The 20,540-nt window shown below is 72.0% G+C and carries 12 protein-coding genes and 1 pseudogene; 8 read left to right on the forward strand and 5 right to left on the reverse strand.

The genetic code is table 11. The features are described from left to right. Positions 1-518: 518 nt before the first annotated feature. From ACIO5D_RS15215 to ACIO5D_RS15225, 3 genes and pseudogenes are all read left to right on the forward strand, one after another. On the forward strand, positions 519-4,706 hold the full coding sequence (locus ACIO5D_RS15215) for a ricin-type beta-trefoil lectin domain protein (protein WP_400795407.1): 4,188 nt from the start codon (positions 519-521) through the stop codon (positions 4,704-4,706). A 261-nt stretch (positions 4,707-4,967) separates the two neighbouring features. Beyond that, positions 4,968-5,141: pseudogene (locus tag ACIO5D_RS15220) on the forward strand (IS701 family transposase); the annotation flags it as partial. 286 nt (positions 5,142-5,427) lie between these two features. Continuing rightward, positions 5,428-6,237, forward strand: a complete 810-nt coding sequence (locus ACIO5D_RS15225; protein WP_400795534.1) for a transposase — start codon at positions 5,428-5,430, stop codon at positions 6,235-6,237. A gap of 334 nt (positions 6,238-6,571) precedes the next feature. On the opposite strand, the gene ACIO5D_RS15230 is transcribed toward ACIO5D_RS15225, so the two are convergent. After that, entirely contained in the window at positions 6,572-7,036 is a 465-nt protein-coding gene (locus ACIO5D_RS15230) for a hotdog fold thioesterase (RefSeq protein ID WP_363609334.1), read from the reverse strand. A 260-nt stretch (positions 7,037-7,296) separates the two neighbouring features. Between ACIO5D_RS15230 and polA the strand changes: the two genes are divergently transcribed. Beyond that, complete coding sequence (polA, locus tag ACIO5D_RS15235; protein WP_400795537.1) at positions 7,297-9,996, forward strand: DNA polymerase I; 2,700 nt, start codon at positions 7,297-7,299, stop codon at positions 9,994-9,996. A gap of 80 nt (positions 9,997-10,076) precedes the next feature. On the opposite strand, the gene hrpB is transcribed toward polA, so the two are convergent. Both hrpB and ACIO5D_RS15245 read right to left on the reverse strand, forming a co-directional pair. After that, entirely contained in the window at positions 10,077-12,623 is a 2,547-nt protein-coding gene (gene hrpB, locus ACIO5D_RS15240; protein ID WP_400795410.1) for an ATP-dependent helicase HrpB, read from the reverse strand. 21 nt (positions 12,624-12,644) lie between these two features. After that, the gene (locus tag ACIO5D_RS15245; RefSeq protein ID WP_400795413.1) at positions 12,645-13,499 is read right to left on the reverse strand and encodes a class I SAM-dependent methyltransferase; all 855 of its coding nucleotides are present in this window, start codon (positions 13,497-13,499) and stop codon (positions 12,645-12,647) included. 414 nt (positions 13,500-13,913) lie between these two features. On the opposite strand from ACIO5D_RS15245, the gene rpsA reads away from it, so the two are divergent. Together rpsA and ACIO5D_RS15255 are read left to right on the forward strand one after the other, a co-directional pair. Continuing rightward, complete coding sequence (rpsA, locus tag ACIO5D_RS15250) at positions 13,914-15,404, forward strand: 30S ribosomal protein S1 (RefSeq protein ID WP_329487183.1); 1,491 nt, start codon at positions 13,914-13,916, stop codon at positions 15,402-15,404. Between the two features lie 236 nt (positions 15,405-15,640). After that, on the forward strand, positions 15,641-17,899 hold the full coding sequence (locus ACIO5D_RS15255; protein ID WP_400795415.1) for an MMPL family transporter: 2,259 nt from the start codon (positions 15,641-15,643) through the stop codon (positions 17,897-17,899). A gap of 37 nt (positions 17,900-17,936) precedes the next feature. On the opposite strand, the gene ACIO5D_RS15260 is transcribed toward ACIO5D_RS15255, so the two are convergent. Beyond that, on the reverse strand, positions 17,937-18,386 hold the full coding sequence (locus tag ACIO5D_RS15260; protein WP_400795418.1) for a MarR family winged helix-turn-helix transcriptional regulator: 450 nt from the start codon (positions 18,384-18,386) through the stop codon (positions 17,937-17,939). A 62-nt stretch (positions 18,387-18,448) separates the two neighbouring features. On the opposite strand from ACIO5D_RS15260, the gene ACIO5D_RS15265 reads away from it, so the two are divergent. Both ACIO5D_RS15265 and coaE read left to right on the forward strand, forming a co-directional pair. Continuing rightward, positions 18,449-19,090, forward strand: a complete 642-nt coding sequence (locus tag ACIO5D_RS15265; protein ID WP_363609324.1) for an MBL fold metallo-hydrolase — start codon at positions 18,449-18,451, stop codon at positions 19,088-19,090. A gap of 72 nt (positions 19,091-19,162) precedes the next feature. Further along, positions 19,163-19,759, forward strand: coding sequence for a dephospho-CoA kinase (gene coaE / locus ACIO5D_RS15270; protein WP_400795421.1), 597 nt, complete (start codon positions 19,163-19,165; stop codon positions 19,757-19,759). A gap of 90 nt (positions 19,760-19,849) precedes the next feature. Here coaE and ACIO5D_RS15275 read toward each other — a convergent pair whose 3' ends face one another. After that, positions 19,850-20,488, reverse strand: a complete 639-nt coding sequence (locus tag ACIO5D_RS15275; protein WP_400658065.1) for an HD domain-containing protein — start codon at positions 20,486-20,488, stop codon at positions 19,850-19,852. Positions 20,489-20,540: the final 52 nt, after the last annotated feature.

Genomic DNA, 20,540 nt, shown 5'->3' on the forward strand with positions numbered 1-20,540 from the left:
GGCGCCGGCTATTCGGCGGCGGCCAACCGGGGGTCTTGCGCTTCTGTGAAGCAATGGAGTTCTCAAGTTTGACGATCCATTACCTAGATGTGGACTGGATACGGGCTGATGGATTCTATGGGGTGAAGATCAAGAACTCGCATGGATGTAAGCCGTCAAATACATGTGACGCATATCACATTGGTGGATATGTGATGCTTCATCCCGCCAGTCGGCCGGGATTTGAAAAGAGGATCTTGACGGTCGCCAGGGCTCCTGGAATCGTGCGCCTGACCTCTGCGCAAACGGCGCTCAGGGCTCGGAATCCAGGAAATCGTGTGCGTATCACATCAGAATTTTTGACGGACCATCAAATACCTTTGGGGCGGAGCCCCCGCCTGTTTTCACTCCGGTTCAAGGCAGTCTCCGCAGCTGCAATCCTGTCCCTCACCGCGGGTGTGATCGCCCTCGCCCCGGTCGCAGCCAGGGCCGACGCGACGGATCCGCAGGCGGCGGTGCGGGCGGGCGACGCTAAGCACATGGGCGAGCTTCTGAACCCGCGGCCGGCGGAGCTGGCGATCGCGGAGGCGAAGCGGACCGGCAAGGATGTGCCGATCCCTTCGCTGACCGACGAGTTCAGCACCACCGTCGCCACGCCCGTCGGCCGGCTCCGTCAGGAGCAGCACATGGACGCGCAGCGGGTGAAGCGGGCTGACGGTTCGTGGACGGCGCTGGATGACACGCTGGTGCGTCGTGCTGATGGTTCGTTCGCGCCTGCGGCGGCGAGTGAGGGTCTGGTGATCTCGGGCGGTGGCGGTGGTCCGCTGGCGACGATGACCACCGGGGACGGCAAGGAGCTGGCGGTGGGGTCGCCGTTCGGTGGTGCGCTGCCGGTTCCGGTGGTGAGTGGCAACAGTGCTTTGTTCGCGTCGGTGGCACCGGATACGGACCTGAGGGTGACGGCGGACCGGTTCGGTGGGTACAGCACCGTGCTGGTGCTGCACACCCCGCTGGCGGCCGGCAACCCGGCGGTGCGTTCGCTGAACTTTCCCGCCGCGGCCAGGGGTGTGGAGCTGTCGGCCAACGCGGACGGCAGCCTGAGGGCCACCAGCGACGGTCGGGAGGTGTTCACGGCGCCGAAGCCGCAGATGTGGTCCGCCGCGGCCCCCGCGGCGGCGGGCGAGGCCGCCGCGCCGACCGCCAGGAACTCGGCCGTGAAGGCCTCTTTCACGGGGCAGGAGGCGGCTCCCGCGCCGTCTCCCTCGGGCGAGGGCGCTGGCGCGACCCGCCAGGAGCCGGACGCGCCGAGCAGCGCGGATGGCCCTGGTCCGAAGGCCACCGTAGCCGACGTCCCGGTGACCGCGGACACGGATGCGCAGGGCGTCGGGGCGATCCGGTTGTCGCCCAGCCCCGAGTTGCTGGACGGTCCGGACACCGTCTACCCGGTCTACGTCGACCCGTCCTGGTCGAACGACGCCCGGGGCAAGAGCCACCACGCCTGGGTGCAGTCCGCCTACCCGGGCGTCGGCAACTTCGACCGCACCGGCTCCGCCGACCGCGACCGCCTGGGTGTCGGCTACCAGGGCTGGGAGACCACCAAGGGGGTCGAGCGGGCGCTGTACGAGTTCAACATCAACGGCTACATGTCGAACACCCACATCAACTACGCGAACCTGCGGGTGTCGCAGTACGTGTCGGCCGACTACTCCTGCACCACCCCGTATCCGGTGAACCTCTACCGGGCCGGCGCGTTCGACGGCTCCATCTCCTGGAACAGCCACAAGACGTACGAGTGGGTCGACGGCAAGTCCGTCCCGGGCAACGGCACCAACGCCGCGTGCAAGCCGGACATCCCCGTCGACTTCAACATCACCGCACCGATGCGCAACGCGCTCGCCGACACCGGGACGCCGCTGGCGTTCGCCCTGGTCGGCAGCGAGGGCTCCGGCGACAAGATGGGCTTCAAGCGCTTCGGCTACGACGCCGTCCTGTCCACCGAGTACGACCACATGCCGTTGCAGCCGGGCGACCCGCGCACCTCACCCGCCCCGCGCAGCGTCACCTACGGCGAGAACGACAGCTGTGGCAACGTGCCGGTCTCCTCCTATCGTTGGATCACCGACACCACCGTCAACCTCACCTCGGTGGTCAGCAGCCACAACCAGTCCCAGCTGACCGAGTACGTCAACATCTGGGACGACTCCTCCCCGGGTTCCCCGAGTGTCAGCAACGGCTGGTCGGGCTTCGTGCCCAACGGCAGTCGCGCCTCCTACAACGTCCCCCGTTCCACGCTGAAGGACGGCCACACCTACGGCTGGGCCGCCCAGGGCGACGACGGCCTTTTGCGCGGCCCGGCGACCGCCGTCTGCCACTTCACGGTCGACACCACCCCGCCGGTCGCCGCGTTCGGCACCTTCACCAACCCCGCCACCCAGTTCCCCCCCTCCGGCAACGGCCAGACCACCAACCTGCGCCTCGGCGAGACGGGTTCGATCCCCTTCGCGGCCTACGACCCCAACCCCTCCGGCCTGCGCGCCTCGGGCGTGGTCTGCGTCCGCTACGGGTACGACCCCCAGCTGGCCACCTACACCCAGGACTGCAACGGCGTCGCCGGCATCAGTGAACTCAGGACCACGCCCACTCACTGGGGCACCAACATCCTGTACGCCCAGGTCTTCGACGACGCCGGGAACATGTCCCAGACGATGTCGTACTCCTTCTACGTCCCCTGGGCCCCCGGACCGGTCGCCTACGGCGACACCACCGGCGACGCCAACCCGGACATCCTCGTCCCCGACAGCGCCGGCAACCTGATCACCCACGGCCGCGCCACCGACCCGGGCAACACCAGCGTCCCGCCCACCGGCACCGCAGCCCCCGCCAACCAGGCACCCGAGACCGGGAGGAGCTGGAAGGATTACAAGGTCACCCATCGCGGCTCCCTGGACCCGGGGCTGAACACCGACGACCTGTTCGTCCACCGCGACGGTGGAAGCACGCTTTACTACTATGCCAACAAGCTCTCCGACCCCGGACGGTTCACCGCGAACCAGAAATGGTCGCTGAACCGGCCCAACTGCGAGGGCGACGCGACCACTTGCCCCGGCTACCACCAGGACGAGGACTGGCGCTACACCAGCCAGATCACCCCGATCGGTTCAGCCAAGGACACCCGTACCCCCAATCGCGAGGTCAAGAACGCCACCGGAATCCTCGCCGTGGAGTCCGGCAACCTCTGGTACTATCCCGCCGACTCCAACAAGACCCTGCGCGCGCCGAACCTCGTCGCCACCGGTGGCTGGGACACTCTCGACCTGATGGTCCCGGGCAACACCCTGGCCGTCGACCCCGCCGGCACCACCCCGGTCACCCCCGCCCTGTGGGCCCGCGCCCGCACCACCACGGGCGGCCGCACCGCCGGCGACATCCTCCAGTACGCCCTCACCACCCAGACCCGCACCGACGGAACGGACTCATACACCACCGTCACCGCCGTCACCCCCGCCGGCACACCCAAGATCGGCGCCGGCGTCACCACCACCGACTTCCCGACCGTCGGCGCAGACGGCGACGTGACCGGCGACGGCGTGCCCGACCTGTGGGCCCTCGACAGCTCCGGCAACCTGCGCACCTGGCCCGGCAGCGTCACCAACAAGGTCGTCACCGGCTTCAACGGCGACCACTACCGCGGCAACACCCAGGCCCCGCAGGCCCAGTGGAAGCTCCAGGGCGACACCACCGCCAACCCCACCACCTACAACGCCACGCCCAGCAACCTCACCTTCGCGAACGACACCGTCGACGGCCGCGCCACCAAGGTCGCCGTCTTCAACGGCACCACCTCTGCCACCACCGACAAGCCCGTCGTCGACACCCGCCAGAGCTTTACCCTCAGCACCTGGGCCAAGTCCACCGGCACCGGCAACGTCATCGCCAGCCAGAACACCACCCGCGCCAGCAGCTTCCTCCTCTGGAGCGAAGGCAACGGCGGCGCCTGGCGCTTCGCCCTCGCCCACGCCGACGACAACAACTGGCCCTACGACTACACCACCGTCACCAACAGCGCCGCACTCGTGAAGAGCGACGTCTGGACCCAGCTCACCGCCAGCTACAACGCCGCCACCGGCCAGATGAGCCTCTACGTCAACGGCACCCTCGCCGGCAGCGCCCACCACAACGCCGCCAGCAGCCCCGCCCCCAGCGGAAACCTCGTCCTCGGCCGCTACCAGTACCAGGGCCAGCAGACCACCAGCTTCAACGGCAGCGTCAGCAACTTCGCCGCCTACAACACCGCCGTCAACCCCCCCGCCACCGCCACCGCCGTCCGCCACGCCGCCAGCGACCGCTGCCTCGACGTCCCCAACAACGACACCGGCCAGGGCGTCGCCATCTGGACCTGCAACAACGGCCCCGCCCAGAGCCTCACCGTCAACCCCGCCAACGCCACCGTCAGCCTGCGCGGCATGTGCCTGGACATCGGCGGAGCCAGCACCGCCAACGGCGCCGCCGTCGGCCTCTGGAACTGCACCCCCGGATCCTGGAACCAGGTCTGGATCCCCCGCGCCGACGGCAGCCTCTACAACCCCGGCTCCAACCACTGCCTCGACCTGCCCGGCAACGACATCACCCCAGGCACCCGCCTCATCGCTTTCACCTGCAACGCCACCCCCGCCCAGACCTGGAGCATCCCCGCCCTGAAGACCCCCACCCTCCCCGTCAATCCCTGACCTGCCGAACAACCCAGTAGGGCCCACGGCGCGAAGTGCGCTGTGGGCCCCACCCGTCTGAGCAGACAGATGTTCACCACCCGATCGATCCCGTGCTTGAAGCGTGGGAGATCGGAACCGATTCCACATCTCATGGGCGGCCTTCCGTGGCCCGGCTAGTACTGCAACCGCATGTGCGTGACGGATGTGGTGTTGGGCTCGTTGGTGTGACTGTGTGCTGATGAGCTGACGGTCGAGCAGGTCGAGTCGTGGTCCGAGGGAATAGCCGGGTTCCATACCCGGTTCGCCCATCGTTTCGGCAGGTCGGAGCCCCGTTCGCGGGCGCTGGACTACCTGACCGGGCTGCTCGCTCCATTGGAGCGCAAGAACGGCTGGACACTGACCGAGCAGGTCGGGCAGCTCCGCCCGGACGGTGATCCGCGAGGTTCCCGGCGCCGGTGCGGTCGCGGCCGCGCGCTGCACCGCGCACGACTACCGCGATCCGGGCAAGCCCCGGATCGCCTGGAACGACGAGCAGACCCGGGCCGACCCGGTGGACGCCCTGGTCGGCGACGCGCTGCGGCTGCTCGGGCACCTGCCCGAGCAGCCGCTGGGCGAACGGGCTGCGAACGCGGTCGGCCTGCTGGCCCTGGTCGCCGGACAGGACGTCGAACCCGCTGACGGCTCCGACGGCCGCGACGGACGCCGGCGCATCACCCGGGGCACCGCCCCCGACCGCGTCGTGTCCACGGTCGACCCCGAGACCCGGCACATCCACAAGACCCGCACCCACCGGCAGGACGGCTACAAGGCCCACCTCGCCGTCGAGCCCGAGACCACGATCTGCACCGACGTCGAGCTCACGCCCGGCTCCGGAGAGGAACACCACGAGGCCGCCGTCGCGCTCGACCTCCTCGCCGAGGAGGAGCAGCCCGTCGAGGCGTTCGGCGACACCGCCTGCTCCACCGGAACCGCCCGCCACGTCCTCGGCGGGGCCGGACACCGGCTGTTCTTCAAGCCCGTCCCCCAACGGCCCGCCGTCGCGGGCGGCTTCGTCCTGGACGACTTCCGCATCGACACCATCGCGGGCACGGCCACCTGCCCGGCCGTCCACACCGTCCCGCTCTCACCCGACCGCGGTCTGGCGCTCGCCCGCACGGCGAACTTCGGCCGCCACTGCACCGGCTGCCCGCTGCGTGAACGCCGCACCACCTCGCAGACCGGCAGGAACCTGCGGATCCAACCCGGCTACGACCTCCGACGAACCGCCCGCCGGCAAGCCGCCGAACCGGCATGGCAGGACGCATACCGCCGCTGGCGTCCACCGGTCGAACGCGCCGTCGCCTGGCTCGTCGGCCACGGAAACCGCCGCCTGCGCTACCGGGGAACGATCAAGAACAACGCCTGGCTCCACATCCGGGGCGCAGCCCTCAACCTCCGGACCCTGACCAACCTCGGACTCACCCACAACGGGCACCGCCTGGCAGATCGGGGCTGCCGCCTGATGACGGCAGCCCCGATCACACCAAGATCTTCATCAGCCTTCTACTAGCAGTCGTAGGGCGAGGGAGCCGACTATCCCGGCTTCCTCGCCCGAGACCGCACCGCTCCCCAGCATCACCGCTTCGCCCCAAGTCGGTCGGAGGAAAGAAGAGCACCTCCCGACCCAGCATCGCTGGCGGCAAGCCGACGGCGAAGAGGCGGGTCTTTGCCACCCGCAAGGATCTGTCACAACTGACCAAGGCGCAGCTGACCAAGGCGCAGTTATATGAGCGCGCGACGCGGTATGAGATCGGGCTCCGTTCGACGATGAGCCGCGATGGGCCCCAGAAGGCCGTGGAACGGGCGGAGCGCGGGCGTGTCGGTGATCACAAAGTTCCCCAGCTTCAGAGGTCGCGCAGCATGCAGGTCAGGCGGCAGCTGGTGATCCGCTTGCCGGTGTCGTCGGTGATCGCGATCTCGTAGGTGGCGGCGGTGCGCCCCTTGAAGACGGCGGTCGCGACCCCGGTGACCAGTCCGGAGGTGGCCGAGCGGTGGTGGGTGGCGTTCAGGTCCACGCCCACCGCGTACCGCCCCGGGCCGGCGTGCAGCATCGCGCCGATCGAGCCGAGGGTCTCGGCGAGCGCGGCCGAGGCGCCGCCGTGCAGCAGCCCGTACGGCTGCTGGTTGCCCTCGACCGGCATGGTGCCGACCACCCGGTCGCCCGAGGCCTCGACGATCCGGATGCCGAGCTTCTCGCCGAGGTGGCCACCGGAGAAGGTGGCCGGTTCCACGCCCAGCTTGGCGAAGTGGTCCAGCACGTCCTGGGGGACCTTCAGGACGGTGGACGCGTCGGGGGTCGCGCCGGTCATGGGGAAGCTCCTGCCGCTCGGGGTCACGTCGTCGTGCTGCCTGCGATCGTACGACCGTGCTACTGGGCGGTAGCGACCGCGGCGGCGGGCAGGCGCGTCGCCCGCCCGGCCCAGCCCCGCGCGGCGTCCCTTTTGTCGGTGCCGGGCCATAGGATCGGGGGCCGGTAGTGGAATCGGCAGGAACGGACGTTGACGTGGCTACGCAGAGTACGGACAAGGGCGCGACGGGTGGCGGCGGGGCCGGATCGCGGCCCCGGCTGATGCTGCTCGACGGGCACTCGATGGCCTACCGGGCGTTCTACGCGCTGCCCGTGGAGAACTTCAACACCTCCACCGGCCAGCCCACCAACGCGGTGTACGGCTTCGCCTCGATGCTCGCCAACACGGTGCGGGACGAGCGGCCCACCCATGTCGCGGTGGCCTTCGACCTCTCCCGGCAGACCTTCCGCTCCGTCGAGTTCCCCGACTACAAGGCCAACCGTGCCAAGACACCGGACGAGTTCCGCAGCCAGGTCCCGCTGATCGGCGAACTGCTGGACGCCATGCGCGTCCCGCGGCTGACCGCCGAGGGCTTCGAGGCCGACGACATCATCGCCACCCTGGCCACCGCCGCCGAGGCGGCCGGCTACGACGTCGACATCGTCACCGGCGACCGCGACTCCCTCCAGCTGGTCACCGAGCACATCACCGTCCTCTACCCGACCAAGGGCGTCTCCGAGCTGACCCGCTACACCCCGGAGAAGGTCGCCGAGAAGTACGGCGTCACCCCCCGCCAGTACCCCGACCTCGCCGCCCTGCGCGGCGACCCGTCGGACAACCTGCCCGGCATCCCCGGCGTCGGCGAGAAGACCGCCGCCAAGTGGGTCAACCAGTTCGGCTCCTTCGACGAACTGGTCTCCCGCGCCGACGAGGTCAAGGGCAAGATCGGCGAGAAGCTGCGCGAGCACCTGGACTCGGTCAAGCGCAACCGCGTCCTCACCGAGCTGGTCCGCGACGTCGAACTCCCGCTCGGCGTCGACGACCTGGGCCGCGCCGCGTTCGACCGCGAGGCCGTCGGCACCCTGATGGAGTCGCTGGAGTTCCGCAACGCCAACTTCCGAGACCGCGTCTTCGGCATCGACCCGGGCGCCGAGCAGCCCGCCGCCGAGGCCGAACTCGCCCCCGGCGTCGAGGTCGACGGCGAACTGCTCACCGACCCGGGCACGCTCGCCGCCTGGCTCCGGCAGCACGCCGCGGGGAAGACCCCGGTCGCCCTCGCCGCCGTCTACCAGTGGGCGCTCGGCACCGGCGAGGTCACCGAGGTCGCGCTCGCCGTCGGCGAGGGCGCCGCCTGGTTCGACCCGGCCCTGCTCGCGGAGGAGGACGAACGCGCCTTCGCCGCCTGGCTGGCCGACCCGGCCGCCCCCAAGGCCCTGCACATCGCCAAGCAGGTCATGCGCGCCTTCGCCGAGCGCGGCTGGCGGATCGAGGGCGTCGTCGCCGACACCGCCCTCGCCGCCTACCTGGAGAAGCCCGGCCGGCGCACCTTCGGCCTGGAGGTGCTCGCCGAGGAGTACCTCGGCCGCTCGCTCACCCCGGCCCCCGTCGCCGAGACCGGCCAACTCGCCTTCGACGCCCCCGAGGAGGAGGACGGCACCGACGGCACGGCCGCCCGCGCCCAGGCGCTGATGCTCCAGGCCCGCGCCGTGCTCGACCTCGCCGCGCTCTTCGACACCCGCCTCGCCGAGGTCGGCGCCACCGAACTGCTGCGCGACATGGAGCTGCCCATCGCCGCCCTGCTGGCCCGGATGGAGCGCACCGGCATCGCCGCCGACCGGGCCTGGCTCACCGGCCTGGAGGCCCAGTTCGCCGCCGAGATCCAGCGCGTGGTCGAGGAGGCGCACGCCGCGGCCGGCCGCGAGTTCAACCTCGGCTCGCCCAAGCAGCTCCAGGAGATCCTCTTCGGCGAGCTGGCCCTGCCCAAGACCAAGAAGATCAAGACCGGCTACACCACCGACGCCGACGCGCTCACCTGGCTCGCCACCCAGACCGACAACGAGCTGCCGGTCATCCTGCTCCGCCACCGCGACCAGGCCAAGCTGCGCACCACCGTCGAGGGCCTGCTCAAGACGGTCTCCCCGCAGGGCCGCATCCACACCACCTTCAACCAGATGGTCGCCGCCACCGGCCGGCTCTCCTCGCAGGACCCGAACCTGCAGAACATCCCGGTCCGCACCGAGGAGGGGCGCGCCATCCGCCGCGCCTTCGTCGTCGGCGCGGGCTACGAGTCGCTGCTCACCGCCGACTACTCGCAGATCGAACTGCGCATCATGGCGCACCTGTCCGAGGACGAGGCCCTGCTGGAGGCCTTCGCCACCGGAGAGGACCTGCACACCACCGTCGCCTCCCAGGTCTTCGAGGTCCCGGGCGGCTCCGTCGACGCCGAGATGCGCCGCAAGATCAAGGCCATGTCCTACGGTCTGGCGTACGGGCTCTCCGCGTACGGGCTCTCGCAGCAGCTGGGCATCAAGCCCGCCGAGGCGCAGGGCCTGATGGACACCTACTTCGAGCGCTTCGGCGGCGTCCGCGACTACCTGCGCCGGGTCGTCGACGAGGCCCGCGCCACCGGCTACACCGAGACCCTGCTCGGCCGCCGCCGCTACCTGCCGGACCTCAACAGCGACAACCGCCAGCGCCGCGAGATGGCCGAGCGGATGGCCCTCAACGCCCCGATCCAGGGCTCGGCCGCCGACATCGTCAAGATCGCCATGCTGCGGGTGGACGAGGCGCTGCGCGCGGCCGGCCTGGGCTCCCGGATGCTGCTCCAGGTGCACGACGAAATCGTGCTGGAGCTGGCCCCCGGCGAGCGCGAGCGGGTCGAGGCGGTCGTCCGCGAGCAGATGGCCGGCGCCTACCCGCTGCGCGCCCCGCTCGACGTCTCGGTCGGCGTCGGCGCCGACTGGGAGGCCGCCGCGCACTGACACGCGTCCGGACGGCGGCGGGCGCGGGCCTCGGTCCGCGCCCGCGGCCGTCTTCCGGGTGGGGCAGGGCGGCCCGGCCCTCATCTGCGCGTGTTGGTGCGCCGGGTGGCCTCCGCCGTGGTCGGGTCCTCCGGCCAGGGGTGGCGGGGGTAGCGGCCGCGCAGATCGGCGCGGACGGCGCGGTAGCCGTCGCGCCAGAAGGAGGCGAGGTCCCCGGTGACGGCGGCCGGGCGGCCGGCCGGGGAGAGCAGGTGGACGGTGAGCGGCACCCGCCCGCCGGCCAGCGCGGGGGCCGCCGCCCAGCCGAACAGCTCCTGCAACTTCACCGCCAGCACCGGCCGTTCGCCGCTGTAGTCGACCCGGACCCGCGAACCCGACGGGACGGTGATCCGCTCCGGGGCCAGTTCGTCCAGCCGGCCGGCCTCGCCGCCCGCCCACGGCAGCAGCCGCTGGAGGGCCGACGCGGTGTCGATCCGCGCCAGGTCGGACCGCCGCCGGGCCCGGGAGAGTTCCGGCTCCAGCCAGTCGTCGGCCGCCGCCAGCAGCGCCTCGTCGCCCACGTCCGGCCACGGCTCGCCGAGCGCCGCGTGCAGGAAGGCCAGCCGCTCCCGCAGCCCGGCCGCGCCGGCCGGCCAGGAGAGCAGACCGCTCACGCCCTCGCGGGCCAGGCCGTCCAGCAGCGCGGCGCGCAGCAGCGCCCGGTCCGGCCGGTCCAGCGGCGCCGCGGCCAGCTCGACGGCGCCCAGCGACTCCACCCGCCGGGCCGCGACCTCGCCGCGCCGGGCGTCCCAGCGCACCTCCTCCCGGGCGGCCAGCAGCGGCGCGCCCGCCAGCCGCGCGGTCTCCTCGTCCAGCGCGGCCGCGTGCAGCACCCGCGCGGACGGCGACCCGGCCGGGCGGTCCGCCACCGCGACGGCCAGCCACGGCAGGGCGCCCAGCGTGGTGCCGGGGGCCAGTTCGGCGGCCGTGCCGGAGACCATCAGATACGGGCTGCGCGCGCCCGGTTCGGGCTTCTCGACCCGGGCGCGGGCGATCCGCTCCGGGAAGGCCAGCGCCACCACCAGGCCGACCGCCGCGGTGTCCGGCAGTGGTGTCGCCGGGGCGTCGCCCGCCCCGCGCAGCAGCCGCCGGACCTCCTCGCGCCAGCGGCCGGCGTAGGGATCGCGCCCCTCCCGGACGGTCCGCAGGACGGCGCCGAGGTCGTCCCCGAGCGCCCGCGGGGGCTCCTCCGACAGCAGCGCCACCACCTCGGCGGCCCGCCGGGCACCGACCGCCGGGGCGCCGTCCACCAGCGCGCGGGCGAGCCGCGGGTGCAGCCCGGTGCGGGCCAGCCGGACACCGCGCGCGGTGGCCCGCCCGTCGGCGTCCACCGCGCCCAGCGCCAGCAGGGTCTGCCGGGCGGCGGCCATCGCCCCGGCCGGCGGCGGGTCGGGCAGCGCCAGCCCGGCCGCGTCCGGGTCGCCCCAGCAGGCGGCCTGGAGGGCGAACGGGGTGAGGTCGGCGAGCGCGAGCTCCGGGGTCGGGAAGCGCGCCGCCCGGGCGTCCTCGGCCTCCGCCCAGCACCGGTAGACGGCGCCCGGCGCCTCGCGCCCGGCCCGGCCGGCCCGCTGCCGGGCGGCGGCCAGCGAGGCCCGGACGGTCACCAGGGCGGCCAGGCCGCGGGCGTGGTCGGTCCGCGGCTCGCGGGCCAGCCCGCCGTCCACCACGACCCGTACGCCCGGCACGGTCAGCGAGGACTCGGCGACCGAGGTGGCCAGCACCACCCGGCGCCCGGCGGCCGGGGTGAGCGCCGCGTCCTGCACCGACTGCGGTGCCCGGCCGTGCAGTTGCAGCACCTCCGCCGGGGCGCCCGCGAGCAGTCCGGCCACCCGGGCGATCTCGCCGACGCCGGGCAGGAAGCAGAGCACGTCCCCGGACCGCTCGGCCAGCGCCCGCCGGACGGTGGCCGCGACATGCTCCAGCAGCGCCGGGTCGACCCGGGTGCCGTGCGCGGGCCGGACGGCGCGCGGTGGCGGTGCCCAGACCACCTCGACCGGGTGGGACACCCCGTGCGCCTCGACCACCGGCGCGGGCACCGCCCCGCCGCCGCCCAGCAGTTCGGCCCAGGCCGCGGTGTCGGAGGTCGCCGAGGCGCAGACCAGCCGCAGCTCCGGCCGCAGCGCCGCCCGGACGTCCAGCAGGAAGGCGAGCGCGGTGTCGGCGTCCAGGTGCCGCTCGTGGCACTCGTCCAGCACCACCACGTCCACGCCCGGGAGTTCCTGGTCGCGCTGGAGCCGCTGGAGCAGCACGCCGGTGGTGACCACCTCGACCACCGTGTCCGGGCCGACCCGGCGCTCGCCGCGCACGGTGTAGCCGACCTCGGCGCCGACGGACGAGCCGAGCAGCCAGGCCATCCGCCGGGCCGCCGCCCGTACCGCCAGTCGGCGCGGCTCGGCGACCAGCACGCGGCGCACCGGGCCGCCGCCCTCGCCGCCGTCCCCGGCCAGCCCGGCCAGCGCCAGCGGTACCAGGGTGGTCTTGCCGGTGCCGGGCGGGGCGGCCAGCACGGCGGTGCCGCGCTCGTCGAGCGCGCGGTGCAGCGCGGGCAGGGCGGTACGGACGGGCAGTTCGCGCCAGACGGGGTTCACCCGGACAGTTTCCCCGATGCGTCAGTCCCGCTCGGCGACGAAGACCGCGGTGCCCGGGATCAGCCGCCCGCGCAGCGGCGACCAGCCGCCCCACTCCTGCTCGTGCCCCTGCGGCCACTCCGGCTCGACCAGGTCCAGCAGCCGGAAGCCTGCGCCGGTCAGTTCGCGCACCCGGTCCCCGAGCGTGCGGTGGTGCTCGACGTAGGTGGCCCGGCCGTGCTCGTCCTCCTCCACGTAGGGGGTGCGGTCGAAGTAGGAGGCGACGGCGGTCAGCCCCTCGACCCCGGGCTCGTCCGGGAAGGCCCAGCGGATCGGGTGGGTGACCGAGAACACCCAGCGCCCGCCCGGCCGCAGCACCCGGTGCACCTCGCGCATCAGCGCGGCGGTGTCGGCGCTGAACGGCACCGCCCCGTACGCGGAGCAGGCCAGGTCGAACGAGCCGTCCGCGAACGGCAGCACGGCGGCGTCGGCCTGCACCACCGGCACGGGGGAGGCGCCGCGCGCGAGGTCGATCCGGCGGGAGTGCTGGAGCTGGCGGAAGGAGATGTCCAGGGCCACCGGGCGGGCGCCCTGTCCGGCCAGCCAGCGCGAGCACTGGGCGGCGCCGGCGCCGAGCTCCAGCACGGCCAGCCCCCGGACGTCCCCGAGCAGCCGGGCGTCGGCCTCGTCCAGGCCCTCCGGGCACCAGACGAACCGGTCGTCGCCGAGGAACTCCCCGTGCTCGTCCTGGTACTCGTCCGCGTTGCGGTCCCACCAGTGCCGGCTGGCCCGGCTGCTCTCGCCGGCCTCGGCCGCGCGCCTTACCGCGTCGTCGCCGTCGTCGTCAAGATCATGCAGGTCGGACTGGGGGGTGGTGGCCACGGTGATAATGCCCATCGCGTAGGGTGTGGTCTGCGGAAGCGCCGCTGCCGCGAACCCGGCCCGAAAGGCCCGGATCCTGGCGGTGGCATCCGGGGAAGGCTTCCTGCGGCCGCCACCCATGAGGTGCGCAATCGGAGGATATGGCCTGATCCATACCGGCCTCCACCGTCTTGGCGCCCTTGGCGTTGACCGTGCCTGGCCGTCCCCGTATGCTACAAGTTGCGCTGCGGGCCTGCGCGCCTCGGACGGAGCAGGTCGCGCTCGCATCTGTCGAAGACCCCACGGTCGCAAGACGGACACCGGTTTTCTCGCTGTGCGGGAACCTCCGGTGCGCCGTGTTCTTGGCTGTCCGGCTTTCGGTGGGAGCGATACGGGCCCTCCGCGTGGCATTACCTACGACTTCATGTCCGTACCGGAGCCCTTTTCCTAATGACGAGCCCCACCGACTCCTCCCTCAGCACCACCCCGCAGGTCGCGGTCAACGACATCGGCGACGCTGAGGCGTTCCTCGCCGCGATCGACGAGACCATCAAGTACTTCAACGATGGCGACATCGTCGAGGGCGTCATCGTGAAGGTCGACCGTGACGAGGTGCTCCTCGACATCGGTTACAAGACCGAGGGCGTCATCCCGTCCCGTGAGCTCTCGATCAAGCACGACGTTGACCCGCACGAGGTCGTCTCCGTCGGTGACAACATCGAGGCCCTGGTTCTCCAGAAGGAGGACAAGGAGGGTCGTCTCATCCTGTCCAAGAAGCGCGCTCAGTACGAGCGTGCCTGGGGCACGATCGAGAAGATCAAGGAAGAGGACGGCATCGTCACCGGTACCGTCATCGAGGTCGTCAAGGGTGGTCTCATCCTCGACATCGGCCTCCGTGGCTTCCTGCCGGCCTCGCTCGTCGAGATGCGCCGTGTCCGCGACCTCCAGCCCTACGTGGGCAAGGAGCTCGAGGCCAAGATCATCGAGCTGGACAAGAACCGCAACAACGTGGTCCTGTCCCGCCGTGCCTGGCTGGAGCAGACCCAGAGCGAGGTCCGCCAGACCTTCCTCACCACCCTGCAGAAGGGCCAGGTGCGCTCCGGCGTCGTTTCCTCGATCGTCAACTTCGGTGCGTTCGTGGACCTCGGCGGCGTCGACGGTCTGGTTCACGTCTCCGAGCTGTCCTGGAAGCACATCGACCACCCGTCCGAGGTTGTCGAGGTCGGCCAGGAGGTCACCGTCGAGGTTCTCGACGTCGACATGGACCGCGAGCGCGTCTCCCTGTCGCTGAAGGCGACCCAGGAGGACCCGTGGCAGCAGTTCGCCCGTACCCACCAGATCGGCCAGGTCGTCCCGGGTAAGGTCACCAAGCTGGTTCCGTTCGGTGCGTTCGTCCGCGTGGACGAGGGCATCGAGGGTCTGGTCCACATCTCCGAGCTGGCCGAGCGCCACGTCGAGATCCCGGAGCAGGTCGTCCAGGTCGGCGACGAGATCTTCGTCAAGGTCATCGACATCGACCTCGAGCGTCGTCGCATCAGCCTCTCGCTGAAGCAGGCCAACGAGGCCCTCGGTGCCAACCCGGCCGAGGTCGAGTTCGACCCGACCCTGTACGGCATGGCCGCTTCGTACGACGACCAGGGCAACTACATCTACCCGGAGGGCTTCGACCCCGAGGCGAACGACTGGCTGCCCGGCTTCGAGAAGCAGCGTGAGGAGTGGGAGCGCCAGTACGCCGAGGCGCAGTCCCGCTTCGAGCAGCACCAGGCCCAGGTCATCAAGAGCCGTGAGGCCGACGCCGAGGCCGCTGCCGAGGGTGGCGACGCTGTTGCCGCCGCCGCCGGTGGCTCGTACTCCTCCAGCAGCGACGAGGGCTCCGGCGCTCTCGCTTCGGACGAGGCCCTGGCCGCCCTGCGCGAGAAGCTGGCGGGTGGCCAGAGCTGAGGCTCTGACCCTGCCGGTCGCTAGCGCATAGCGACACCGCTTGAGCGATGCGCCCCACCCGGATTTCCGGGTGGGGCGCATTGTTTTTCCTCTTCACTTATTTGTCCCTTATGTGAAGGATTTTTGTGATAAGGGGCTCATCTGTTCACTATGTGCCGTTCGGGACCTAGGACCTACCTTGGGATGAGTTGCCCGATCGGGCTGCTCACCGGCCCCGCACGCTAGGCACCCTGTATATGCGCCGTAGCACCGCAGTGACCCCCCTCCCCGCCGCCGCCTCCGCCGCTGTTTCCGCCTCCGCCGACAACAAGGTCGACGGGCGGCTCGCCGCCCTCGGCCGGTTCTGCTTCCGGCACCGGCGCTGGGTGCTCGGGTTCTGGGCCGTGGTCCTGGTGGTCGGGGTGCTGATCGGCGGCCGGGTCTTCGCGGGTTCGGTGGCCGGCGCCTCCTCGGCCAGCTCCGAGGCGGACCGCGGCGGGGCGGTGGTCGCCGCGGCCGATCCGGTCAGGGGCACCGTCACCGCCGTGGTGGACGGCAGGCCCGTCGACGACCAGGCGGTACGGGACGCCGTCACCCGCGCCACCGCCGAGATCGCCGCGCTGCCCGGGGTCTCCTCGGTCACCGACGCCTACGGCACCGACCCGGCCGCCGCCGCCCTGCGCTCCGCCGACGGGAACGCGAGCCTGATCTCCGTCCGGATGGCCGAGACCAGCACCGACGCCCAGACCGGCGCCGTCACCCAGCGGCTGGCGGACCTCAAGGCCGACGGCGCCCACGTCACCGTCGGCGGGGACCTGGTGCTCCAGGACGAGGTCAAGAAGCAGACCGAGCGGGACACCCGCTTCGGCGAGATCGTCACCCTGCCGCTCACCCTGATCGTCATGGTGCTGGTCTTCGGCGGGCTGGCCGCCGCCAGCCTGCCCGTGATCGGCGCGGTGGCCTCGGTGGGGGGCGCACTTCTGGCCATGTTCGGCTTCAGCAAGCTCATGGACATCGACACCAGCGTGCTGCCGATCGCCACCGTCCTGGGCCTGGGCCTGTCGATCGACTACGCGCTGCTCATGGTGAATCGTTTCCGCGAGGAACGCGGCCAGGGCGCGTCCATCGACGCCGCCGTCGAACGGACCGCCGCCACCGCCGGCCGGACCGTCGCCTTCTCCGGGCTGACCGTCGCCGTCGCGCTCTCCGGCCTCTTCATCTTCACCAGCCCGGTGCTCGGGGCGGTCGCCGCCGCCGGGGTGAGCGTGGTGGTGATCGCCGTCGCCGCCGCGCTCACCCTCATCCCCGCCCTGCTCGGCTTCGCCGGCCGCCGGATCAAGGCGCCCGCCGCGCCCGTCCCCGACGAGGGCTTCTTCAGCCGCACCGTCCGGCGGGTGCGCAAGCGCGCGGTGCCCGTCGCACTCGCCTGCACCGCGTTGCTGATGGCCGCCGGGGCACCGTTCCTCCACGCCGAGATGCGCAACTCCGGCGCCGCCGTGCTGCCGGCCGCCTCGGCCGGCCGGCAGGTCGCCGACACCATCGACCAGCGCTTCCCGCAGGTCTCGCCGGCGGCGGTCACCGTGGTGGTCGAGAGCGGCGCGCCCGCCGCCCAGGCGTACGCGGACAGCGTGGTCGCCAAGCTCCCCGGTGTCAGCGGGGTCCGGGCGGTGACCCCGGTCACCGACACCCTCTCCACCATCGACGTGCTGGTGCACGGCGACCCCCAGGGCGGACCGGCCAAGCAGGTGGTCGAGGAGCTGCGCGCCGACCGCGGCGGGCTCACCACCTACGTCACCGGCGGAGCCGCCTCCGTGGTCGACTTCCAGCACGAGCTGCTGACCCGCGGCCCCTGGGCGCTCGGCCTGGTCGCGGTCGGGACCCTGATCCTGCTGTTCCTGATGACCGGCTCGGTGGTGATGCCGGTCAAGGCCCTGCTGATGAACCTGCTCTCGCTCGGCGCCTCGCTGGGCGCGCTCACGCTGATCTTCCAGGACGGCTACTTCAGCGGCCTGCTCGGCTTCAGCCCCACCGGCGGACTGGAGACCTTCATCCCGGTCCTGGTCTTCGCCTTCGCCTTCGGGCTCTCCATGGACTACGAGGTCTTCCTGCTCGCGCGGATCAAGGAGCTGCGTGACAAGGGACACAGCTGCACCCGCGCCGTCGAACTGGGCGTCCAGCGCAGCGGGAAGATCATCACCTCGGCGGCCCTGCTGATGGTGATCGTCTTCGCCGGCTTCGCCGCCGGGGACATGCTGATGGTCAAGCAGATGGGCATCGCGCTCGCCGTCGCCGTGGCCGTCGACGCCACCCTGGTCCGCTGCCTGCTCGTCCCCGCCGCGATGAGCCTCTTCGGCGAGTTCAACTGGTGGGCCCCGGCCCCGCTGCGCCGCCTCCACCGCCGCTTCGGGCTCAGCGAGCACGTCGACCTGCCCGCGATCGAGCCCGCCATCGAGCCCGCCGCGCTCCCGGCGCCGCGGCCGGAGCCGAAGAAGACGCTGGTCGGCTCGACGCCCTGATCCTGTTGTCCTGACTCGGCTGCCCCGACCCGGCCGCTCAGCGGAGCCGGCGCAGCAGCGTGACGCTGTCGCGGAGGGTCTGCTGCTCGGCGGGGGTGAGGCGGGTCTCGATGGCGTCGGCGATCCAGGCCTCGCGGCGGGCACGCTGGTCGTGCAGGGCGGCGCGGCCGGCGTCGGTGGCGGTGATCAGGAGCTTGCGGCCGTCGGTGGCGTGCGGCTGCTGGGTGACCAGGCCGGCCTCGATCAGCAGGGCGACCGTCCGGGCCATCGACTGGTGGCGGACCCGCTGGAGGGCGGCCAGTTCGCTGACGGTGCAGGCGCGCTCGTCACGGACCAGCAGACCGAGGACGCCGGCCTGGTTCTGCGGCAGGGTGTCGCCGGGGCGCAGCGCGCGGACCAGGTCGCCGATGGCGGCGCGGAGGTCGGCGGCGAGTTCCAGCGTGTCGGGGCGGGGGGCGGGGCCGTCGGTGGGCTGGGGGCTGCTCATAGGAGAAGTCTATCGTCAGGTTGTACAGCAAAACTGCACAGCCTTGCTGTACTGTTTTCGCCATGCGAATCACCAAGTTCGGACATGCCTGCGTACGCCTGGAGCACGGCGGCACCACCGTCGTCGTCGACCCCGGGGTGTTCACCGATCCGGCCGCCCTCGCGGGGGCGGATGCCGTCCTGATCACCCATGAGCACGTGGACCACTTCGAGGAGGCCCGGCTGCGCGCCGCGCTGGAGGCCGACCCGGCGCTGCGGGTGTGGACCAACAGCGCGGTGGCCGCGCAGCTGGACGGTGCGGCGCAGCGGGTGACGGTGGTCGGCGAGGGCGACGCCTTCCAGGTCGGCGGGATCGACGTCTCGGTGCACGGCGAGTGGCACGCGGTGATCCACCCGGACATCCCGCTGGTGAAGAACATCGGCTTTCTCTTCGACGGCCGGCTCTTCCACCCCGGCGACGCGCTCACCGTGCCGCCGCACACCGTGGAGACGCTGCTGCTGCCGATCGCCGCGCCGTGGACCAAGATCTCCGAGCTGATCGACTACGTCCGGGAGGCGGGCCCGCGGCAGGCGCTCCCGATCCATGACGCGGTGCTCAGCCCGGTGGGCCTGGCGTTGCACACCCGGCTGGTGGGGCCCGGCGGCCCGGGGACGGGCGCGGAGCTGCGGACCCTGGGGGAGGGCGAGAGCCTCGATCTGGCCTGACGCCGTTGTGGGCGGGCCGACGTCGCGGTGGGCGGCCTGACGCCGCCTCGCCCGCGCCGGTAGCCTGGCGCCATGCTGAAGATCGGACTGACGGGTGGCATCGGCGCGGGCAAGAGCGAGGTGTCGCGGCTGCTCGCCGCCCATGGCGCGGTGATCGTGGACTCCGATGTGATCGCCCGCGAGGTGGTCGCCCCCGGCACGCCGGGCCTGGCGGCCGTGGTCGGCGAGTTCGGCCCGGAGATCCTGCGGCCGGACGGCTCGCTGGACCGCCCCGCGCTGGGCGCCGTGGTCTTCGCCGACCCGGAGCGGCTCAAGGCGCTGAACGCCATCGTCCACCCGCTGGTCCGGGCCCGCTCCGCCGAACTGGAGGAGGCCGCCGCGCCGGACGCGGTGGTGGTGCACGACGTCCCGCTGCTCGCCGAGAACGGTCTCGCCCCGCTGTACGACCTGGTGATCGTGGTCGACGCCGAGGACGACGTCCGGGTCGACCGGCTGGTCCGCCTGCGCGGCATGGCCGAGGAGGAGGCCCGGGCCCGGATGGCCGCCCAGGCCACCCGGGCCGGCCGGCTCGCCGTCGCGGACGTGGTGATCGACAACAGCGGCCCGCTGGACGCCCTGGCTCCCCGGGTCGCCGAGGTCTGGGACGGGCTGAAGGCGCGTCGGGCCTGATCCGGCCGGACTCCTCCGCGGCGGGGACTGCGGACGGACGGTCACGGCACTTTCGCGCCACCCGCGGTGGCGCACTGTCCGCCTCCGCGATCACTCCGGCCAGTCGGAGCGCTCGATCACCTCGACGAAGTCGGTCCGTTTGAAACCGGGGCTGAACCGGGCCAGCACATCGGCCTTGACGTTGCCGAAGGTGGTCTCCGGCTTGGGCGCGATGCCCTCGTGGAAGGCGCGCAGGATGCCGCGCTTGAAGTCCGGCCGGGGGTGGGCGGCGACGACCGCGTCCCGGGCGCCGGCGTCGATGTCGTGGTAGCCGATGCCGAGCACGTCCAGCTCGACACCGGCGGTGGTGAGGGCGATCTCGGGCTCCAGGTACTCCGGGATCCCGGGCGTGGTGTGCAGGGCGATGGCCTCCCAGACGAGGCGGACCCGTCGCTCGTCCACCCCGTGCCCGCGCAGGAAGGCGGCCGCCGCCTCGGCGCCGTCGACCTCGAACCGCCGCCCGGAGGCGCGGTGTTCGGGCCCGAGGCCGAGGTCGTGGAACATCGCGGCGAGGTAGAGCAGTTCGGGGTCGAAGGTGAGGCCGCGCCGCTGCCCCTGGAGGGCGCCGAAGAGGTGGACCCGGCGCGAGTGGTGGTACAGCAGTTCGGTGGTGGCATCGCGGACGAGTTCGGTGGCCTCGGTGGCGAGCTTGCTGTCGGGGATCTTCACCCCGGCGATCTCGGTGGTCATGCGGGTCTCTCCTCGGTTCTTCGGCTCGTTTCGGGTTTCCGGTTTTCCTGCT

The sequence above is a fragment of the Kitasatospora sp. NPDC087315 genome (assembly GCF_044744345.1).
Lineage (GTDB): Bacteria > Actinomycetota > Actinomycetes > Streptomycetales > Streptomycetaceae > Kitasatospora.

Excerpts from the sequence above, each read along its gene's own strand:
- ACIO5D_RS15215 (WP_400795407.1), top strand. The coding sequence starts at position 519 with ATGGGCGAGCTTCTGAACCCGCGGCCGGCGGAGCTGGCGATCGCGGAG.
- ACIO5D_RS15230 (WP_363609334.1), bottom strand. The coding sequence starts at position 7,036 with ATGACCGGCGCGACCCCCGACGCGTCCACCGTCCTGAAGGTCCCCCAG.
- polA (WP_400795537.1), top strand. The coding sequence starts at position 7,297 with ATGCTGCTCGACGGGCACTCGATGGCCTACCGGGCGTTCTACGCGCTG.
- ACIO5D_RS15245 (WP_400795413.1), bottom strand. The coding sequence starts at position 13,499 with ATGGGCATTATCACCGTGGCCACCACCCCCCAGTCCGACCTGCATGAT.
- rpsA (WP_329487183.1), top strand. The coding sequence starts at position 13,914 with ATGACGAGCCCCACCGACTCCTCCCTCAGCACCACCCCGCAGGTCGCG.
- ACIO5D_RS15255 (WP_400795415.1), top strand. The coding sequence starts at position 15,641 with ATGCGCCGTAGCACCGCAGTGACCCCCCTCCCCGCCGCCGCCTCCGCC.
- ACIO5D_RS15260 (WP_400795418.1), bottom strand. The coding sequence starts at position 18,386 with ATGAGCAGCCCCCAGCCCACCGACGGCCCCGCCCCCCGCCCCGACACG.
- ACIO5D_RS15265 (WP_363609324.1), top strand. The coding sequence starts at position 18,449 with ATGCGAATCACCAAGTTCGGACATGCCTGCGTACGCCTGGAGCACGGC.
- coaE (WP_400795421.1), top strand. The coding sequence starts at position 19,163 with ATGCTGAAGATCGGACTGACGGGTGGCATCGGCGCGGGCAAGAGCGAG.
- ACIO5D_RS15275 (WP_400658065.1), bottom strand. The coding sequence starts at position 20,488 with ATGACCACCGAGATCGCCGGGGTGAAGATCCCCGACAGCAAGCTCGCC.